Annotated in this window: 16 protein-coding genes; 15 read left to right on the top strand and 1 reads right to left on the bottom strand. The window is 65.4% G+C overall.

The window, feature by feature from the left end; all coding sequences use genetic code 11:
* The first annotated feature begins 19 nt into the window (after nucleotides 1-19).
* From U1769_RS07885 to U1769_RS07815, 15 genes are all read left to right on the top strand, one after another.
* Entirely contained in the window at nucleotides 20-985 is a 966-nt protein-coding gene (locus U1769_RS07885) for a GDP-L-fucose synthase family protein (RefSeq protein WP_332714461.1), read from the top strand.
* A 126-nt stretch (nucleotides 986-1,111) separates the two neighbouring features.
* Complete coding sequence (locus tag U1769_RS07880; RefSeq protein ID WP_332714459.1) at nucleotides 1,112-1,813, top strand: polysaccharide biosynthesis/export family protein; 702 nt, start codon at nucleotides 1,112-1,114, stop codon at nucleotides 1,811-1,813.
* Between the two features lie 40 nt (nucleotides 1,814-1,853).
* The gene (locus U1769_RS07875) at nucleotides 1,854-4,082 is read left to right on the top strand and encodes a GumC family protein (RefSeq protein WP_332714458.1); all 2,229 of its coding nucleotides are present in this window, start codon (nucleotides 1,854-1,856) and stop codon (nucleotides 4,080-4,082) included.
* A gap of 5 nt (nucleotides 4,083-4,087) precedes the next feature.
* On the top strand, nucleotides 4,088-5,287 hold the full coding sequence (locus U1769_RS07870; RefSeq protein WP_332714457.1) for a tetratricopeptide repeat protein: 1,200 nt from the start codon (nucleotides 4,088-4,090) through the stop codon (nucleotides 5,285-5,287).
* 64 nt (nucleotides 5,288-5,351) lie between these two features.
* Nucleotides 5,352-6,692 (top strand): O-antigen ligase family protein, encoded by a 1,341-nt coding sequence (locus tag U1769_RS07865; RefSeq protein WP_332714456.1) that lies wholly within the window; start codon nucleotides 5,352-5,354, stop codon nucleotides 6,690-6,692.
* Between the two features lie 73 nt (nucleotides 6,693-6,765).
* Nucleotides 6,766-7,812 (top strand): glycosyltransferase family protein, encoded by a 1,047-nt coding sequence (locus U1769_RS07860; RefSeq protein WP_332714455.1) that lies wholly within the window; start codon nucleotides 6,766-6,768, stop codon nucleotides 7,810-7,812.
* Nucleotides 7,813-7,847: 35 nt separating this feature from the next.
* Entirely contained in the window at nucleotides 7,848-8,639 is a 792-nt protein-coding gene (locus tag U1769_RS07855) for an FkbM family methyltransferase (RefSeq protein ID WP_332714454.1), read from the top strand.
* A 28-nt stretch (nucleotides 8,640-8,667) separates the two neighbouring features.
* Nucleotides 8,668-9,969: a hypothetical protein gene (locus U1769_RS07850; RefSeq protein ID WP_332714453.1), complete on the top strand. Its 1,302-nt coding sequence runs from the start codon at nucleotides 8,668-8,670 to the stop codon at nucleotides 9,967-9,969.
* Between the two features lie 47 nt (nucleotides 9,970-10,016).
* Nucleotides 10,017-11,189, top strand: a complete 1,173-nt coding sequence (locus U1769_RS07845; protein ID WP_332714451.1) for a glycosyltransferase family 4 protein — start codon at nucleotides 10,017-10,019, stop codon at nucleotides 11,187-11,189.
* A 148-nt stretch (nucleotides 11,190-11,337) separates the two neighbouring features.
* Nucleotides 11,338-12,171 carry an FkbM family methyltransferase gene (locus U1769_RS07840; RefSeq protein WP_332714449.1) on the top strand — a complete coding sequence of 278 codons (834 nt, stop codon included), beginning with the start codon at nucleotides 11,338-11,340 and terminating at the stop codon, nucleotides 12,169-12,171.
* Entirely contained in the window at nucleotides 12,168-13,295 is a 1,128-nt protein-coding gene (locus U1769_RS07835; RefSeq protein ID WP_332714447.1) for a glycosyltransferase family 4 protein, read from the top strand. Before U1769_RS07840 ends, U1769_RS07835 begins: the two co-directional genes overlap by 4 nt.
* On the top strand, nucleotides 13,183-14,589 hold the full coding sequence (locus tag U1769_RS07830) for a glycosyltransferase (protein WP_332714445.1): 1,407 nt from the start codon (nucleotides 13,183-13,185) through the stop codon (nucleotides 14,587-14,589). The genes U1769_RS07835 and U1769_RS07830 overlap by 113 nt, the downstream gene beginning before the upstream one ends.
* Nucleotides 14,586-15,761, top strand: coding sequence for a glycosyltransferase (locus U1769_RS07825; RefSeq protein ID WP_332714443.1), 1,176 nt, complete (start codon nucleotides 14,586-14,588; stop codon nucleotides 15,759-15,761). Before U1769_RS07830 ends, U1769_RS07825 begins: the two co-directional genes overlap by 4 nt.
* Before the next feature lie 2 nt (nucleotides 15,762-15,763).
* Nucleotides 15,764-16,324: an LbetaH domain-containing protein gene (locus U1769_RS07820; protein ID WP_332714441.1), complete on the top strand. Its 561-nt coding sequence runs from the start codon at nucleotides 15,764-15,766 to the stop codon at nucleotides 16,322-16,324.
* Nucleotides 16,321-17,160 carry a glycosyltransferase family 2 protein gene (locus U1769_RS07815; protein WP_332714439.1) on the top strand — a complete coding sequence of 280 codons (840 nt, stop codon included), beginning with the start codon at nucleotides 16,321-16,323 and terminating at the stop codon, nucleotides 17,158-17,160. Before U1769_RS07820 ends, U1769_RS07815 begins: the two co-directional genes overlap by 4 nt.
* On the opposite strand, the gene U1769_RS07810 is transcribed toward U1769_RS07815, so the two are convergent.
* On the bottom strand, nucleotides 17,157-18,071 hold the full coding sequence (locus tag U1769_RS07810) for an NAD-dependent epimerase/dehydratase family protein (RefSeq protein WP_332714437.1): 915 nt from the start codon (nucleotides 18,069-18,071) through the stop codon (nucleotides 17,157-17,159). The two genes, U1769_RS07815 and U1769_RS07810, sit on opposite strands and share 4 nt — an antisense overlap.
* Nucleotides 18,072-18,119: the final 48 nt, after the last annotated feature.

Below are 18,119 nucleotides of genomic sequence, written 5' to 3'. Positions count from 1 at the left end.
GGGATCGAGCCGAATCACGATGAGCGAATTGTTTTCCCTGGCCGGCAAGCGGGTGTGGGTCGCGGGCGAGCGCGGCATGGTCGGCCGCGCGATCGTGCGGCGGCTGGCGTCCGAAGAGTGCGAGATCGTCTCCGCCGCGACGCGGATCGACCTGCGCGACCAGGCGGCGACCTTCGGCTGGATGGCCGCGAACCCGGCCGACCTGATCTTCCTGGCCGCCGCCAAGGTCGGCGGGATCGCCGCGAACGACGCCCGGCCGGGGGAATTCCTCTACGACAACATGATGATCGAGGCGAACGTGATCGAAGGCGCGCGCCGCACCGGCGCGGCGAAGCTGGTCTTCCTCGGATCGTCCTGCATCTACCCGAAGCTGGCGCCGCAGCCGATGCGCGAGGATGCGCTGCTGACCGGCCCGCTCGAGCCGACCAACCAATGGTATGCGATCGCCAAGATCGCCGGGATCATGCTCGCCCAGGCCTATCGTCGCCAATATGGTTGCGATTTCATCTCGGCCCAGCCGACCAATCTCTACGGCCCGTTCGACAATTTCGACCTGCAGGCCAGCCATGTCCTGCCGGCGCTGATCCGCAAGGCGCATGAGGCGCGGCTGGCCGGGGCGGCGACCCTGCCGGTGTGGGGCAGCGGCGCGCCGCTGCGCGAGTTCCTACATGTCGACGACCTGGCCGATGCGCTGGTGTTCCTCGCCAGATCCTATTCGGGCGAGGAGATCGTGAATGTCGGCTCGGGCGAGGAGATCAGCATCGGAGATCTCGCCCGGCTCGTCGCCGAGACCGTCGGCTTCCGCGGCGACACGGTGTTCGACGCGAGCAAGCCCGACGGCACGATGCGCAAGCTGGTCGATACCGGCAAGCTGAACGCGCTGGGCTGGCGCGCGCACCGTCCGTTGCGCGAGGGGATCGCGGACACCTATCGCTGGTTCCTCGACAACCACGCGATCCTGCGCACCGGGGCGGAATCCGCCTGACGCCGCAGGCGTGCGCGGGCCGGCAGGGTTGACGGACGAAGCCGTGGGGTTAAAGGTCGCGAGGCCTGTAACCACATGGACCGGCGACGATTATCGTCGCGATTCGACACGCGTAGGATATTCGAAATGACATTCTTGCATCGTCTTCGCACGATGGTCGTGGCGGTTCTTGTTCCGGTTATCCTGGTAGGTTGCTCCACCGGACGCGGCGGCTCGATCCCCTATGAAGTCAAGGACTTCGGCCGACCGGATGCGCCCGTCGCAGCGGCGCCGGACGTCGAATACCGCATCGGCGCGCTCGATCAGCTCGCGGTGACGGTCTACCGCGTTCCCGACCTGTCGGGCGAAGTTGCAGTCGATGCGACGGGCAAGATCACCATGCCGCTGATCGGCGAGATGACCGCGGTGGGCAAGACCGCCGCCGGCCTGTCGGACGAGATCAAGCAGAAGCTCGGCGAGAAATACATCAACAACCCAGAAGTCCAGGTCGTCGTCAAATCCGCGTCGAGCGCGCGGATCACGGTCGACGGATCGGTCGCCCAGCCGGGTATCTATCCGATCGCCGGACCGACGACGCTAATCCAGGCGGTGGCGATGGCCAAGGGCACGACCGAGGACGCGAATCCCCGGCGCGTCGTCATCTTCCGGCAGATCAACGGCCAGCGCCAGGCCGCCGCATTCGACCTCAAGTCGATCCGGCGCGGCGAGATGGCCGACACCCCCGTGTTCGGCGACGACATCATCGTGGTCGACGGATCAGCCTCCAAGAGCGCGTTCAAGAGCGCCATTCAGACCCTCCCGCTGCTAGCCTTGTTCCGGCCTTTCTGAGGCCGGCGGCCGACAACGATAAAATGGATTGCTTCTCCTCATGACCGATACGATCCAGACTTTCCGTGGGAGTGGTCCGGCCACGGTTCCGGCCGTGCCGACCGGTGGCCAGCTAGCGCCGGCTGTCGCGCTGCCGCCGATGACCGACGCGCCCGAATTCGAGATGAATCTCCGGACGGTCCTGCGCATCCTGCTGAAGTGGCGCTGGCTTTTCCTAGCGTTCGTCGTCGCCGGCCTGGCCGGCGCGATTGCGATGACCTTGCTCGCGACCCCGCTCTACCGGGCGACCGCGACCGTCGAGATCAAGCGCCAGGAAACGCAGCTCATGAAGGAATCGTCGATCGAGCCGGTCGCGGTCAACGATCCGGCGGCGATGGCGACTATGTTCGGCCTGATGCAGAGCCGCGACCTCGCGCTCCGCGTGGCGCAAAAGCTCAACCTGGCGTCGAACCCGGCCTACGCCTCGCAGGCATTGCCGCGCGAAGCACGCGAGAAAGCCGCGGTCGCCCGGCTTAAGGGTGGGTTGAGCGTCGCCCCGGTCGGCACCAGCCGCCTGATGAACGTCAATTTCGTCAGCCCCGATCGCGCCGAGGCAGCGCGCATCGCGAATGCCTTTGCCGACACGTTCATCTCCACCGGACTCGAGCGGCGCTACGATGCTACCGCCTATGCGCGCAATTTCCTCCAGCAGCGCATCGCGGCGATCAAATTGTCGCTCGACAAATCGGAACGGCAGCTCGTCGACTATGCGCGCCAGCAAGGCATCGTGAACATCGAGAGCGCCCCGGGACCGGACGGGCGCGCCGGTGCCGGAACGTCGCTCGACGCCTCGTCGCTCACTGCGCTCAACGGCTCGCTGTCAGCAGCGCAGGATGCGCGAATGGCAGCCGAAGGGCGCTACCGTGAATCGCGCGCCAACGGCACCACGACCGAGACGCTCGCCAATACGGCGATCACCGGCCTGCAAGCGGAAAAGACGCGGCTCCAGGCCGAATATCAGGAGAAGCTGGGGATATTCAAACCCGACTTCCCCCAGATGCGGGACATGCAGGCGCGCATCGGCGTGCTCGACGCGCAGATCGCGCGCGAGCGCTCGGCTGTCTCCACTGCGCTGCGATCCGAATATGAAGCCGCCCTGTCGCGCGAAAACGCGCTGAAGGGCCGGGTCAACGAGTTGAAGGGCTCAGTGCTCGACCTGCGCGACCGCAGCATCCAGTATAACATCCTGCAGCGCGAGGTCGATACCAACCGCTCGCTCTACGACGCGCTGCTCCAGCGCTACAAGCAGATCGGCGTCGCCGGCGGCATCGGCGAGAGCCAGGCCTCGGTCGTCGACCACGCGATCCCGCCCGGTGGGCCGTTCAGCCCGAGGCTTGGCGCCAACCTGATCATGGGCCTGCTGGTCGGCGTCCTGCTCGGCATCGTCGTCATCCTGGCGATCGAATATATCGACGACACGATCAAGGTGCCGGACGATGTGGAATCGAAGCTCAAGGTGAGCGTGCTGGGCGTGATCCCGAAGCTCGGCCGCGACACGACGTTGATCGAGGAACTGTCTGTTTCCCGCTCGAAAATCTCGGAAGCCTATTTCACCGCCCGGACCTCGCTGCAGTTCTCCTCGCCGGAGGGCACGCCCCGTGTCCTGCTGGTGACCAGCACGAAACCGTCGGAAGGAAAGTCGAGCTCGGCGCTTGGGCTGGCGCAGAGCTTCGCGAAGGTCGGCCTCAAGGTGCTGCTGATCGACGCCGACATGCGCAAGCCGTCCTTCACCGCCAAGGAAGGCGATGCCAGCGGCCTCTCCGCCCTGCTCGCGGGCGGCAATCTGTCCGAGCCCAAGCTGTTGTCGACCAACATCACCAACCTGCATTTGCTGCCGAGCGGGCCGATCCCGCCCAACCCGGCAGAGCTGCTCGCCAGCACCAACCTGCCCAAACTGCTGGCGATTCTGCGCGACCGCTTCGACCTGATCGTGGTCGACGGCCCGCCGATCCTCGGCCTGGCGGACGCCCCGCTGCTCGGCGCCGCGTGTGACGGCACCGTGGTAATCATCGAATCGGGCGCGATCCGTCGCCCGGCGGCGTTGAATTCGATCAAGCATCTGCGCGCTGCGGGCGCCCGGGTGATGGGTGTCGTCCTGACCAAGTTCAACCCGAAATTCGAGGGTTACGGCTATGGTTACGGCTATGGCTATGGTTACAGCTACGGCTATGGCGCCGATAAGGGCGAGAACGACAAGGATCGGCAGCGGCGCATCGAGCTCATGTCGTAACAGAGATGGCGCTGACGAGCGGGAACAGGATCACCTTCACAGCCCTGGGCGCCGTCAGCGTGGCGGCGGGGCTTGCGCTGATCCTGACCAACATGGTGAGCGCGTCGGTGAGCGATGCGCGGCCGAACGGCATCGGCGGGCTCGCAAAGGGAACGCCCGCCGCGTTGCGCCAGGGGCTCGACACCGAGCTTGCCCCCGAAAAGGGGCCGAGCATCGCGCTCGGCAATGTCGATCAAGCCAAACGGCTGCTGGCCGCCGTCCCGCTCGACCCCACGGCGCTGACCTATCTCGGCCTCGCCGCCGACAAGAAGGGCGAGGTCGCGCGCGCGCAATCGCTCATGACGCTCGCGGTGCGCAGCGACGGCCGTGCCCTGCGTGCGCGGCTCTGGCTGATGGACCGAGCCCTGCGCACGCGCGACTATCGCAGCGCCATCGACCATTTCGATCGGCTCGTATGGGTCGGCCCGACCGGCACCACCGGCCTGATCGACGCGATGACGGCGATCGTCCGCGATCCGGCAAGCCACGCGCCGCTGGCCCGCAAGCTGGCGACCAACCCCCAATGGCGGGGTTCCTTTCTCTACGCGCTCAACAAACAGGGCGTATCGCCCGACGTCATCTATCAGCTGACGCCGCAGGATTCCGCCCGCACGCAAGTGTTGTTCGAACAGTCGGCGCTGCTCCAGTCGCTGCTCAAGAACGGGGAATATGAACGGGCCTATCTGGCGTGGATCAATTTCCTGCCCGAAGCGTCGCTCAAGAAGCTCGGCCCGGTCTATGATCCGCAGTTCGACAAGCTGCCCGGTCCATTGCCATTCAACTGGCAGGTGACCGATGGTGGCGAGGGTTCGAGCGAGTTCAGCAAGCCGCACGGGTTGACGGTTTCCTATCTCGGGACCGGACCGGCGGCGCTGACCGAGCAGACCCTGCTCTTGTCCCCGGGCCGGTATCGGCTTTCGGTTGTCGCGTCGGGAGCGGACGAGAACAACCAGCTCGCCTGGACGGTGACCTGCGCCGGCGCGGGTGAACTGCAGAAATTGCCGCTCTCCGGCCTGAAGGACGCGCCCCAGCGCTATACCACGCAGTTCGACGTTCCGGCGGACAAGTGCGGCGCGCAGCGGCTGGCCCTGATGGGATCCCCCACCGAATTCCCGCGCACGGGCAATGCGTTGATCGAATCGGTCGCGGTCGAACTGGTGAAATGATGTCATGAGCCCCCCCTCCACCCCTCGCCGATCGAGCCGCGCTGCTCCGCAACGTCAGGCTACGATGACCGGTCAGGTTCTGATCCCGGCATTCATGGCGCTGTGCATCGTGCTGGGCGGATCGAGCGGCGGCGGCCATCTCGCCAACGCAGTGCTCCAGGTGGTTGCAACCCTGGTGCTTGGGTACAGCGTGACACGCTTCGCGACGGTATCGCTATCCGGCCAGGCCAGATTTCTCATCACGATCGTGCTGTGCTGGGTGGGCTGGGCTGCATTGCAGCTATTGCCCCTGCCACCCGGACTGTGGACGCTGGTGCCGGGACGCGACGTCCTCGAGCAACGGCTGATCGCCGGGGGCAGCGCCCTGCCCTGGCTGCCATTGTCGTTGAACCCGGCCGGCACGATCGCGCATCTGGCCGCGTTGTTGCCGCCGCTGGCGATCGGTGCCGCAATCCTGTCCCGGCCCGCAGCCGATGCGGCCGGACTGCGCTGGCTGATCCCGCTGGTGGCCCTCGCCTCGCTGCTCGTCGGAGTAGCGCAGCTGATCGGTGGCCCATCGTCCGCGCTCTATTTCTACGCGACCAGCAACCAGGGCCTTCCCGTCGGCCTGATGGCCAATGCCAACCATCAAGCGACGCTGATGCTGTGTGCCATCCCGTTCGTGGCATCGCTGGCGAGTTCCGAGCGGGCCGGCGGATCGAAGGGCCAGGGCCGCGAACTGCTGTTCGCTGCGATGGCCGCGATGTTCCTGATGGGAATCGCGATCTCCCAATCCTATGCCGGCTATGTGCTCGCGCTTCCCGTGACCGTCGCGAGCTGGGCAATCGCGCGCCCGCGCTCGCTCGGGCCAGCACGCTATATCGGGACCGGTATTGCGGTCGTGACGATCGCGGCCCTGGCGGCAGCCATCGTGATCGGCCCGAACATCGTCACTGACCCCATGCTCGCTCAGAACCAGTTGTCACGGCCGGCGATGTACAAGGTTGTGGCCGGCGCCATCGCCCATTTCTGGCTGCTTGGCAGCGGGCCCGGCAGCTTCGTGCCGGTATACAAGCTGTTCGAGGCGCCGGGCGAGGTGACCAAGGTATTCGTGAATCACTCGCATTCGGACTATCTCGAATTCCTTCTCGAAGGCGGCCTGCCGGGCCTGGTACTGATCGCCTGCCTGCTGCTCTGGTGGCTGCGCCGCGCGGCGACGATCTGGTTTGCCAGATCGTCGGACAGGATCGAACGCGCCGCCATCGTCGCGACGGCGGCGATCCTTGCCCACAGCATGGTTGATTATCCCGCGCGAACAAGCGCGATCGCCGCGATCCTCGCAGCCGGCTTCGCCCTGATGGCGCCCCGGCCCGAAGTGAAAATTGCCGAACCCGTCGCCGGCGGGCGCCATCTGAAGGCAGAATGAGCAGCATCGACATGGACGGCGGCACCGGCGTTCCGCCGCGGGCCCCCGATCGCCCGGCCTGCACCACCGCACCATGATCGCGCAGTTCGACGTCAACACGATCTGGCGCCGCAAATTCGGCGAGGCGCTGCAGCGCCGCCATCCGGATACGATGCTGTTCGCCCCGCGCGCCTTTTCCCCGCGCGGCGCGCCGCCCCCTGAGCCCTGTCACATCGCGGTGCAACTGCCCCCCGGCTGGGCCAGCCGAACCTCGATCCTGGCTATGCCGTTGTTCGCGCACCGCGCCAGGACGCTGGCCAGCGCGCGGGGCGGCGCCATCGATACGGCGATCTTCACCACGTTCCACTATCTGCCGATCGCCCAGCGGCTCAGCGGCGAGGCGCAGATCATCTATTATTGTTCCGACGACTATCGCGGCTATGCCGGCTGGGGCGGCGACGCGACGATCGCCCCGGAAGCCGAGCTGTGCCGCCTTGCCTCCTTGTGCGTGTTCGTGAGCACCGCATTACGCGACCGGGCGATCGCGGAATATGGCCTGGACCCGGCCGCCTGCCTTGTCGCGCCCAATGCCTCAGAGCCGCGGTTCACCACGGATCCGCCACGGCCGCAGGCGCTCGCGGCACTGCCGGGACCCGTCTTCGGCACCGTCGGCGTGTTCAACGACCGGATCGACTTCGGCTTCCTCGACCGGCTCGCTGGCTCCAGCGAGGTCGGATCGCTGGCCCTGGTGGGGCCGCTGCAGGATTGCCCCGACACCGACGGTGCGATTGCGCGGCTGCGCGGCAATCCCAAGGTCCATTGGTTCGGCGCGCAGCCGCATGACGAAATTCACGCCTGGATGGCCGGTATCGACATCGCGGTGATCCCCTATGCCCCGACGCAATTCAACCATTTCTGTTCCCCGATGCGGCTATGGGATCATCTCGCGATCGGCCAGCCGATCATCGCGACCGATGCGTGCGACCAGATCGCGCGCCAGGCCGGCGTTTTCGTCGTGTCGCCGGGAGACCAGCTTGATCGGTCGATCAGCTCTGCTAAGACCTCGCTCACAAGCGGACGACACCCGTATCTGGAAAGCTGGGACGACCGGGTGGCGCTGTTAGCGCCCTGGATTTGTTAGGAAGTTTCGTGGTCGCCAAACAAATCCGTCAGTTGATGTCATGGCATGCAGCCACGCGCGCGCCGCTCAGCCGTGCGCTCTACATCTTTTCCCGACGATATGTGATGGCGTGGAGCAACGCCGAAACCGACATTGAGCTGAATGGCGAGCGCTGGCTGGTCGAGACGATCGCCAAGCGGGCCCCGGTCGACGGCGCCGTCTTTCTCGACGTCGGCGCGAATGTCGGGGACTGGAGCAGGCTGGTGGTGGATAACGCGCCGGGCGCGACGCTGATCGCGTTCGAGCCCGTGCCGCCGGTACGGGCGCAGCTGACCGCCAACATCGCGGGCAAGGGCGTCGAGATACTGCCCTATGCGCTGTCCAACCAGGCCGGCACCGTTGAGATCAACTACACGCCGGGCAATTCGCATTTCTCGTCGATCGAGACGATCGGTGAAAAGCTGGAGATGCCCGGGGAGATCGTCACGGTCGAGCGCCGCACCGGCGCGGAGGTTTGCGCCGAGCGGGGCATCACGCGGATCCGCTTCCTGAAGATCGACACCGAAGGCCATGATCTTAAAGTGATCGAGGGTTTCCAGAGCATCATCGATTCAGCGCAGATCGACGTGATCCAGTTCGAATATAATTACATGTCGATCTTCTCGCGCACATTCCTGCGCGATTTCTTCGCCGCGCTGACGCCGGGAATGCGGATCGGCCGCCTGCTACGTGACAGAATCGAGTATTTTGATTATGCGCCGCCGCTGGACAATTTCATTCAGGCGAATTTCGTTGCGGTCCGGTCCGATCTTGCGGAAGGCGAGCTCGCCTTCCTTTCGCGGCGATAGCTAAGGTGATCCGCAGGGTGATAGAATCATGAGCATGTCGCTGATGCTCCTGTCGGGGCTGATCTTCGCCCTTGGCGTGGTGCCGTTCATCTGGCCCAGCAAGGTGTTCGAATATCCCTATGTGGTCGGCATGTTCCTCGCCGTGTGGTTCCTGCCCCAGGCCTGGTCGATCGAGCAGGATGGCCTGGCGGGAACGTTCGATCCGACGATTGCATGGAACTACGTCACCATGTGCCTGGTCTTCCTGATCGGCGGCTACGCCACCGGACGGGGGCTGAACATTCACCGGGTGAACGAGAAACAGACCGAAATCGCCTCCATGTACAGCGAGAAGCGCATGGCCCAGGCATCGATGATCCTGATCGCCGTGGGCGCCTTTGCCTATATCATGATGTCGCGCATGGCCGAATCGACGAAATATGAGGCCGGCTGGACCGGCATCATCATCGTCTACGCCACGCTGGCGCAGTGCCTGGTGTTCGGCGCCGCGCTGACCTTCCTGATCTACCTCCGCACGAAGGACCGGTTCGCGCTGATCCTGTTCTGCATCGCCACGTCGGTGTTCGCGCCCGTGCTGCTCATAGCGGTGAAGCGGGAATTCATTTTCGAATTCGCGATCATCGTCCTGGGCAGCCTGTTCCTGGTGCGGAAGACCGCGCCTCCCCGCATCGTCCTGCTGATAGGTTGCGTCGTGGGCGCATTCATCGTCAACAATGCTGGCGACATTCGCGGTTACGTGTCCACTAACGATTCCAGCCTGATCGGCGCCTTGACCTCATCCGAGCTGATCAACCAGTCGACCAGCGACGACAAGGGCCAGAAGGCGCCGGAGGTCAGCGGCGCGGTAACCGACATCGCGATCGCCACCGAAATCGGCCAATATTATCCGTTCGTGACGATCTCAAACGCCATGGTATCGCGCTATTTCCCATCCTTCATCTTCGGGCGCGAGGCCAAGAATTCGTTGTTCCGGCAGGCCGCGAGCGAGGACCCGTTGCGCAACCGCTACTTTGCCAACGGCGCAACGCGAACAGGCTTTTCCGACACGTTCCTCGATTTCTGGTATTTCGGCGTGTTCGCCTTTTTTGCGCTCGGCATGTTTTACGGGTGGACGCTGAACCTGGCGATGGCGGGCGGCCTGCGCGGCCAATATCTCTACGTGTCGATGCTCGGCACCGGATTGCACGCCATCACCCATTCCTTCGCGGAGTTCGCGGCTGCGCTGCCCTTCCTGCTGCTCGTGGTGTGGCTGCCGTTCCGCTATGCCCGGATCACGGCGGAAGAATCCCACCGCATGAAGCTGGCCCTGCAACTGCAGCGCACCTCGTGAAGGCCAGAAGCTGGACCGGCAATCGTCGGGCCAGGACCTGACACGCGATGCGGACGTTGTTGATCCAGCCCGGTGCCCGGCACGGCTATGCGCTCGCGCGATTTCTCCAGAAAGCCGGTGCATTGCAGCGCCTCTATACCGATTTCGCGGTATCGGAGGGGACCGTCCGCCACCGCCTGCTAAGCGCGGCCGCACGCCGGCATCCAAGGATGGAGTCGCTATCGCGCCGGGTGGTCCCCGGCGTTCCCGGATCGGTGGTGCGGAGCCTTGCGCCCAGCGCCCTGTTCGCCAAGGCACGAGCGCCGAACCAGCCCGAGCGTTGGAAGTTCCTGTCGCGTGATCTGCGCGAGGCAGACGTGATCTATTCCCAATATTTCACCGGCGGGCTGCAATTCGACGAACTGGTCGCACACGGCGCGAAGTTCGTCTCCGACGTGTTCATCATGCCTTCGGCACACCGGATAGTGAACCGGGAAGTCGCCAGGTTTCCCGACTGGCGCGAGACGCCGTTTTCGCCCGATCAGGCCACGCTCCTCGATTCGGTGAGCAGGGCGATGATCATGCAATCTGACGGACTTTTCTGCCCGTCCCAGAGCGTGATCGACGACGTCGTGGCCTATGATCCGACAGCCCGTGCCAAGTGCCGCCTGGTGCGATACGGATCGAGCTTCACCTTTGCGCAACCCAACGTGCCTATCCCGAAACGCGTGCTGTTTGCCGGCTCCCTGCAACTGCGCAAGGGGCCGCAATATCTCGCGCTCGCTGCGGCGCGGATCGCGCGGATCGATCCGTCAGTCCAGTTCGTCTTCGCCGGCGGCGTGACCCCCGCGGCGGCCGAGCAGTTGCGCGCGCCGAATATCGAACTGCTTGGACATCTCTCGCGCGAGCGGATGGGTGCCGAATTCCTGCGTGCCGACATCCTCGCCTTCCCCTCTCTGGCGGAGGGATCGGCCGGAGTCGTGCTCGAGGCGATGTCGGCCGGCCTCCCGATCGTCGCCACGCGCGAAGCCGGGGTGGATTTCCGGGACGGCGAAAGCGGCATTGTCGTGCCGCCCGCCGACAGCGACGCCCTGGCCGCGGCGATCCTGGCGATCGTCGGGGATCGCCCCAGGCGCGATGCCATGGCGCGGTCGGCACGCGCCGAGTTCCAGACCTATGACGAAGCGGCCTGGGGGGCGGCCTTTGTCGGCACCTTGCGAGAATTCTCGCGCGATGGTTGAAAGTATCGCGCGGGTACCATGATACGGAAAGCGGCCATTGCGGAAAATGAGTCACGACATTCCGAATTCCAGCTAATATAGGCGCGTTAACAGGAGGATTTCACCATGGACCACAGCCGAAACATCCGGTCCGAAGGTCTTGCCTGACATGGCGGGACAGGGTTCGAAACTGGTCCGCAATGCCGCCAGGCTTGCGCGCGACCCCAATATGGTCACCGAATATCTCGGTTGGATCGCCAGTTCGGCACGGACCGGGGGAAAGCCGTCCCGGCGGCTGCTCGACGGCATCGAGGTCGGCGGCTTCGCGAATTTCTCCGAATATCATTCAGTCCCGGGTTTCATCAATGTAGCGGAACGGCGCTTCTTCGAGGAGAGCCCGTTCGGCCCGGGCCCGATCATCGACGTCGGCGCGAATATCGGCCTGGTAAGCCTGTTGCTCGCGCGGCGTTTTCCGGACCGGGACATCCATGCGTTCGAACCCAATCCCACCACCTTCGAAACGCTTGAGGCGAACATCGCCCGAAACGACGCGACCCGAGTATCGTGCCATCGCTATGCAGTGTCCGATGCCGACGGCACGGTGATGTTCGACAACGATCCCGTGAAGCGCGGCACCGCCAGCATAGCCCGGAGCGGCGACGACCATGCCGCCGAGGTGCCGGCCACGACGCTGGACAGCTTCGTCGCCGCGAATGGCATCGGCACGATCGGGCTGCTGAAGATCGATGTCGAAGGTTATGAAACGCTGGTGCTGCGCGGTGCCAGCCGCGTGCTGAACGAAATCCGCCCATCAGCCATTTACTTCGAGGTCTGTCCGCCCCTGACCGAGCGGGCGGGTTTCGCCGCCGAAGGCCCGGCGCGGATGCTCGCCGAAGCCGGCTATGACCTGCGCCGCCTGACGGACACCGGAAGCCTGACGCCGGCCACGCTGGGCGAGCTATCCGGCATCACCCTGGAGAATTGGTTAGCCACGCCGCGATGAAGCTGCTCGCCTATGTGCATCTGCGCCGGATCCACAATGCCACCGGGGCCGGCCGCGTGGTGCGCAACATCATCGAACAGCTGGAGGCAATGGGCCGGGACGAGATTCGCCTGCTGGTCGACCGGGCCGACCATCGCGACATCCTGCCGAAGGTAGGAGCGCCGTGGAGCGCGTATCGCTACCTGGACTTCGGGCTCGACACGTCGTGGCAGCAGGCGCTGTGGATCGCCACTGACCGGCCCCGCGCCGAGCATTGGTGGCGTGAGGCCGAGATCGTCTATTGTCCCGCTGAATCCTATGTGCCGACGAAGCGCGCCAGGAATGTCGTGACGCTGCACGATGCCTCCTATTTCGAGCCGAGCGCCTTGCCGCGCGGTGCCGGCTTCGCGCGGCAAAAGGCGAAGTGGCAGATGTTGTACCGCAAGCTCGAGCGCAAGGCCGACCTGTTCCATACCGTCTCGCAATTTTCCGCGGACCGCATCGCGCATTTCTATCCGGCGATGCGCGACCGGCTGCGCGTCGTCCATAACGGGGTGACGGAACGCTTTTTCCAGCCGCCCAACCCGGCGGGCGAAACTGAGCTTGTCCGACTGGGCCTGGACGGGCGACCGTTCATCCTGCTGCCCGGTGGCTTGTCATACCGCAAGAACGCCGATGTCGCGCTGGCCGCGTGGCCGCGCCTGCGCCAGTTGCACCCGGATCTGCTGCTGGTCGTCGCGGGGCAATGCGATCCCGCTTATGCCGCACGGGCGGAGGCGATCGGGCCGTCGATCCTGATGGCGGGCTTCGTCAGCGACGATATGCTCTGTTCCCTGTATCACGCCGCCCGGCTGGTCTGGTTTCCCTCGCTGTACGAAGGGTTCGGGATACCGGTGGCCGAGGCGATGGTCTGTGGCGCCGCAATTGTGGCGAGCGCGTCGTCTTCGATCCCCGAGGTGGCTGGCGACGGGGCTTTGCTGGCCGATCCAGCCGCGCCGGATCGCCATGTCGAAGCGCTGGACGGCCTGCTGAATGACGACGCCGCCCGGACGGCGCTTGCCGCGCGCGGGTTGGAACGCGGCCGGCGATTCACGTGGCAAGCGGCTGCCGTTTCGCTGCGCGGCCACCTGGCCGGATTGGGCTGAGCCAGTCCATGCCCGTCAAGTTTCGCTCGCGGTTGCCGGGGAACCGCGATACCAGCCTCGATATGCAAGGAGCGGCCAAATTCGCGTAGCGATCGCCTTCGACAATTTCGGCCCCTACCATATCGCCCGCCTCGCCGCGGCGGCCAGGGAAGTCGAAGTTCTGGCAATCGAGCGCGCCTCGACCAGTGCGCTTTATGCCTGGGACTCGCCCGAAGCCCCCGCCAATCTCGCGCGCGTCGTGCTCAGCCCCGACGGCAAGGGCACGCGGTCGGACGATGTCTTCGCCGCGATCGAGGCGAAGGTCGCGCCGTTCAGGCCGGATGCGGTGGCAGTGCCGGGATGGTCGTCGCAAATGGCGCTCGCGCTCGCCAGCTGGGCGGTTGCGCGCGGCATTCCGGTTATCGCGATGTCCGAGACGAATCCGTGGGATTTCGAACGGAAATGGGGCACCGAACAGCTGAAACGCCGCATCTTCGAATATTTCACCGCCGGGCTTTGCACCAATGATGGCCAGGCAGCGTATCTGAACACGCTCGGCCTGCCGCGAGAGGCGATTTTTCGCGGCTACAATGCGGTCGACAATGCGTATTTCCGGCGGATGGCCGGCATCGCCAGGACAGCGCCAATGCCGAACGGCGATGGCGGCACGCCGCTTCCCGAAGCCGCCCGGGGCCGGTATTTCCTCGCGTCGAATCGCTTCATTCCCAAGAAGAATCTCGCGACGATGCTCGACGCCTATGCACGGTTTCGCCACGGTCGCGATGACGACAGCGCGGACTGGCCCCTGGTCCTGCTTGGTGACGGCGACCTGCGTGTCGACCTCGAACGGCAGCGCTCGGCCCTGGGGCTCGAACGACACGTCCATATGCCCGGCTTTCGCCAATATGACGAACTCCCGGCCTATTACGGCACCGCGGGATGCTTCGTGCATGCTAGCACGGTGGAACAATGGGGCCTCGTCGTGAACGAAGCGATGGCGGCCAGTCTGCCGGTGATCGTGTCGGACCGGTGCGGATGTGCGGCCGTGTTGGTACGGGACGGCGTGAACGGCTTCACCTTTCCTCCCCATGATCGCGATGCTCTTACCGCGGCAATGGAGACGATCGCCAACGTGGACGATGACAGCGCGATGCGGGAGGTGAGCCTTGCGCTGGTCGCCGAATGCGCGCCGGAGCGGTTCGGCCAGGGAATGGCCAATGCGGCGCGTTACGCACTGGCCGCACCCAGCGCCAGGCCGTCGCTGCCCGCGAAGGCGGTCGTCAGCTTCCTCATGCGCAGGATGTCGGCAGGATGACGGCCGCGCCCATCCCGCTGCACCTCGGTATCCTTACCACCTCACTCAGCGCGGAAGCCGGCGGCCTGTTCGAATCGGTCAGGCTTCCGGCCAACCTGATGAGCGAGCGTGGGCATCGCGTTTCGGTGTATGGCGTGGCCGATGCCGGGCTGCCTTCCGTACGGGACGCGTGGCGGGTGGATCATCTCCGGGCCTTTCCGTCGATCGGCCCGAAGCGTTTCGGCTTTGCCCCCGGATTGAGCGATGAATTGAGCACTCACGGGTATGACGCGCTGCATCTGCACGGCCTGTGGAACCATACTTCCATCGCTGCGCTGCATTGGAATCGCAAAAACAGCGGGGCACTGGTGATATCGCCCCATGGTATGCTCGACCCATGGGCGCAGCGGAACAGTCAGCTCAAAAAGCGCGTCGCAAAATGGGCTTTCGAGAATGCCAATCTGCGATCGGCGGCGGTTCTGCGCGCGCTTTGCTGGGCGGAAGCCGATGCGATCGAGGCGATGGGCCTGGGCGTGCCGATCGCCGTCATTCCCAACGGCATCTCGCTGCCCGCCGCTGACTATGTCCCTACGGCGCCAGCCGACCCGTCGCGCAAGAGACTGCTGTTCCTCGGCCGGATCCATCCCAAAAAAGGCATCGCCGAGCTTATCGAGGCCTGGAGCATGGCCCTCGCCAAATCGCCGACGATCCGCGACGACTGGACCCTGCAAATCGCCGGCTGGGACGATGGCAACCATCTCGAGCACCTGATCCGGATGGCGCAGCAGCGCGGCCTGCGCAATGTCGAGTTTTCCGGCCCGCTGTTCGGCGCGGCGAAGCAGGACGCCTATGCCAATTGCGATGCGTTCATTCTCCCCTCCTACAGCGAGGGGATGCCGATGACGGTGCTTGAAGCCTGGGCGCATCGCAAGCCGGTGCTGATGACTCATGCCTGCAATATCCCGGAGGGTTTCGTCGCCGGCGGCGCCTACAGGGTAGAAACCGCGCCGCAGAGCCTGGCCACTGCCCTTGCTTACCATCTCGACCAGCCATCGGCCCTGGCCAAAGCCGGCGAAAAGGGCCGGAAGCTGGTGGAGGAGCGCTTTACCTGGGAGCGGATCGTCGATCAGCATATCGGCCTGTTCACCTGGCTGTCCGGCCGCGGCCCGCGTCCCGGCCATGTGGCCAACTGACGATGCCCGACGACACTCCGCCGGACCCTCGGCTCGACATCGCGGCCAATCGCGGCATCTCCAGCTATTCGGCGCGGGAGCGGCACGCGCGTATCGCCTGGAGCCTCGGCAGGATCGTCTTCCGCGCGATTCCGCGGCCGCTCTACGCCGCGCGGGCGGCATGGCTGAGGCTGTTCGGCGCGAGGATCGGCAGGCATTGTCACATCTGGCCGACGGCGAGAATCTTCCTGCCGTCCCAGCTCGAGATCGGCGACTGGTCCGCGATCGGCGACCGTGTCGAGCTTTACAACCTCGGAGGCATCAGGATCGGCGAGCGGGTGACGATCTCGCAGGGCGCGCATCTGTGCGCCGGAACCCATGATTTCCGCGATCCGACCATGCCGCTCGTCCGATCGACGATCACGGTCGGCGACGAGGCCTGGCTCTGCGCCGATTGCTTCGTCGGCCCGGAGGTCGTGATCGGTGCGCGCGCCGTTGTCGCCGCGCGCGCGGTTGCGATGCGGGACGTACCGGCGGGCACGGTCGTCGCCGGCAACCCGGCCCGGCAGGTGGGCGAACGATGATGCGCCTCCCGATCACCGTGGTGGTGCCGACGCGCAACGAGGAGAAGAACCTCGACGCCTGTCTTTCCCGGCTGAGCGGCTTTGCCGAGACCTGGGTGGTCGACTCTCGGAGTACCGACGCAACGCGCGAGATCGCCGAGCGGCACGGCGCGCGCTGGATCGATTTCGACTGGTCGGGCGATTTCCCCAAGAAGCGCAACTGGGTGCTCGCCAATCATCCGCCGGCGACACCCTGGGTGTTGTTCCTCGATGCCGACGAGCGCGTCACCGAAGCGTTCGTCGCCGAACTCGGCGCGGCGCTGGCCGATGAGACCAATGCTTCGACCGTCGGTTTCTGGCTGAACTACAGCAATCATTTCATGGGGCGGGTGCTCCGCCACGGCGTGCCGCAGCGCAAGCTGGCGCTGTTTCGCCCGGACGCCGGCCAATATGAGCGGATCGACGACCGGCGGTGGAGCAACCTCGACATGGAGGTGCACGAGCATCCGGTGCTGACGGGCCCGATCGCGGAGATCGCAGCGCCGATCGATCATCTCGATTATCGCGGGATCGCGCATTATCTGGCGCGCCATAACGCCTATGCCAGCTGGGAAGCCAAGCGGCATGCCGACCTGGTCGCGCGGGGCGATGCCGCCTGGGCCGCGCTGACGCCGCGCCAGCGCACCAAATACCGCAACCTTACCCGCTGGTGGTTCGCGCCGGCCTATTTCGCTACGACCTATTTCCTGAAGCTCGGCTTTCTCGATGGCGCCGCGGGCTTCCACTACGCCTTTCTCAAGCTGCTATATTTCTACGAGATCCGGCTCAAGATCATTGGCGACCGTAACCGCGCCTAACGCGCCTCGGCGAGGAACCATGCGGCATAAGCGGCCAGCCCATCGGCCAGCGACCGTTCCGGGCGCCAGCCCCAGGCGAGCGCTTCGGCGATATCCGCTTCATAGCCGATCGGATCGCCGCTGCGGCGCTCGCCGGTGAACACCGGTGGCGTGGCGACGCCGAGTTCCCGCTCCAGCCCCTCGACGATGGTCCGCACGCTTGCGGCCTGGCCGGTACCGCCATTGACGGTGGGGCAATCGGTGCCGGCACGGTCAGCCGCGGCCAGGAGCAACGCAGCCGCATCCTGCACGTCGAGCCAGTCGCGCAACTCCTCCCCCGTGCCCGCGAACCGCCCTTCGCCGTGCGTCAGCTTGGTGCAGCTGTCCCACAGCAACTGCTTGCGCAGGCCGACGCCATAGACCGAGAACAGCCGGACGATCGCCGAGCGGACGCCGAAGGTGCGGGCATAGGACCGGCACAGATCCTCGGCGATGGTCTTGTGCACGCCGTACGGCGATTCGGGCCGCAGCGCGTCAGTGACGGCGATCGGCATGCGCTCCGCCGTGCCATAGACCGCGGCGCTCGACGGCAGGACAAAGCGGCATGTGGGCGCGTGCAAGCGAACGAAATCGAGCGCCGCCAGCGTTGAATCGACGCTACGCCGGAAATCCTGCGCCGGGTGAGTCATCGAAAAGGCGACTGAGCCGCTGCCGGCGCACTGGACGAGAATTTCGGGCTCGCCGGCATAGGTCAGCAGGGCTTCCATGCCGATATCGGCCACATGCCATTCGCGCAGGCCCCATTCGCGCCATTCGTCGCGCTGCCAGGTGCCGTGTCCGATGCCGACCACCTCATATCCTGCCGCCGCCAGCGCGCGGGCGGTATGGCGACCGACAAATCCCGCTGCCCCGAGTACCGCTGCCTGCTTCACTGCCGATCACCCCTTGGCCGCGCCAATCGCGCCGTTTCTCGCGCCCAG

Origin of the sequence: Parasphingomonas zepuensis (assembly GCF_036663735.1) — a bacterium.
Classification (GTDB): Bacteria; Pseudomonadota; Alphaproteobacteria; order Sphingomonadales; family Sphingomonadaceae; genus Sphingomonas.
Note: the sequence above shows the minus strand (reverse complement) of the source record. Positions and strands in the feature narration are given on the sequence as shown.

Coding starts and splice junctions, on each gene's coding strand:
- U1769_RS07885 (WP_332714461.1), top strand. CDS start 20: ATGAGCGAATTGTTTTCCCTGGCCGGCAAGCGGGTGTGGGTCGCGGGC.
- U1769_RS07880 (WP_332714459.1), top strand. CDS start 1,112: ATGACATTCTTGCATCGTCTTCGCACGATGGTCGTGGCGGTTCTTGTT.
- U1769_RS07875 (WP_332714458.1), top strand. CDS start 1,854: ATGACCGATACGATCCAGACTTTCCGTGGGAGTGGTCCGGCCACGGTT.
- U1769_RS07870 (WP_332714457.1), top strand. CDS start 4,088: ATGGCGCTGACGAGCGGGAACAGGATCACCTTCACAGCCCTGGGCGCC.
- U1769_RS07865 (WP_332714456.1), top strand. CDS start 5,352: ATGACCGGTCAGGTTCTGATCCCGGCATTCATGGCGCTGTGCATCGTG.
- U1769_RS07860 (WP_332714455.1), top strand. CDS start 6,766: ATGATCGCGCAGTTCGACGTCAACACGATCTGGCGCCGCAAATTCGGC.
- U1769_RS07855 (WP_332714454.1), top strand. CDS start 7,848: ATGTCATGGCATGCAGCCACGCGCGCGCCGCTCAGCCGTGCGCTCTAC.
- U1769_RS07850 (WP_332714453.1), top strand. CDS start 8,668: ATGAGCATGTCGCTGATGCTCCTGTCGGGGCTGATCTTCGCCCTTGGC.
- U1769_RS07845 (WP_332714451.1), top strand. CDS start 10,017: ATGCGGACGTTGTTGATCCAGCCCGGTGCCCGGCACGGCTATGCGCTC.
- U1769_RS07840 (WP_332714449.1), top strand. CDS start 11,338: ATGGCGGGACAGGGTTCGAAACTGGTCCGCAATGCCGCCAGGCTTGCG.
- U1769_RS07835 (WP_332714447.1), top strand. CDS start 12,168: ATGAAGCTGCTCGCCTATGTGCATCTGCGCCGGATCCACAATGCCACC.
- U1769_RS07830 (WP_332714445.1), top strand. CDS start 13,183: ATGACGACGCCGCCCGGACGGCGCTTGCCGCGCGCGGGTTGGAACGCG.
- U1769_RS07825 (WP_332714443.1), top strand. CDS start 14,586: ATGACGGCCGCGCCCATCCCGCTGCACCTCGGTATCCTTACCACCTCA.
- U1769_RS07820 (WP_332714441.1), top strand. CDS start 15,764: ATGCCCGACGACACTCCGCCGGACCCTCGGCTCGACATCGCGGCCAAT.
- U1769_RS07815 (WP_332714439.1), top strand. CDS start 16,321: ATGATGCGCCTCCCGATCACCGTGGTGGTGCCGACGCGCAACGAGGAG.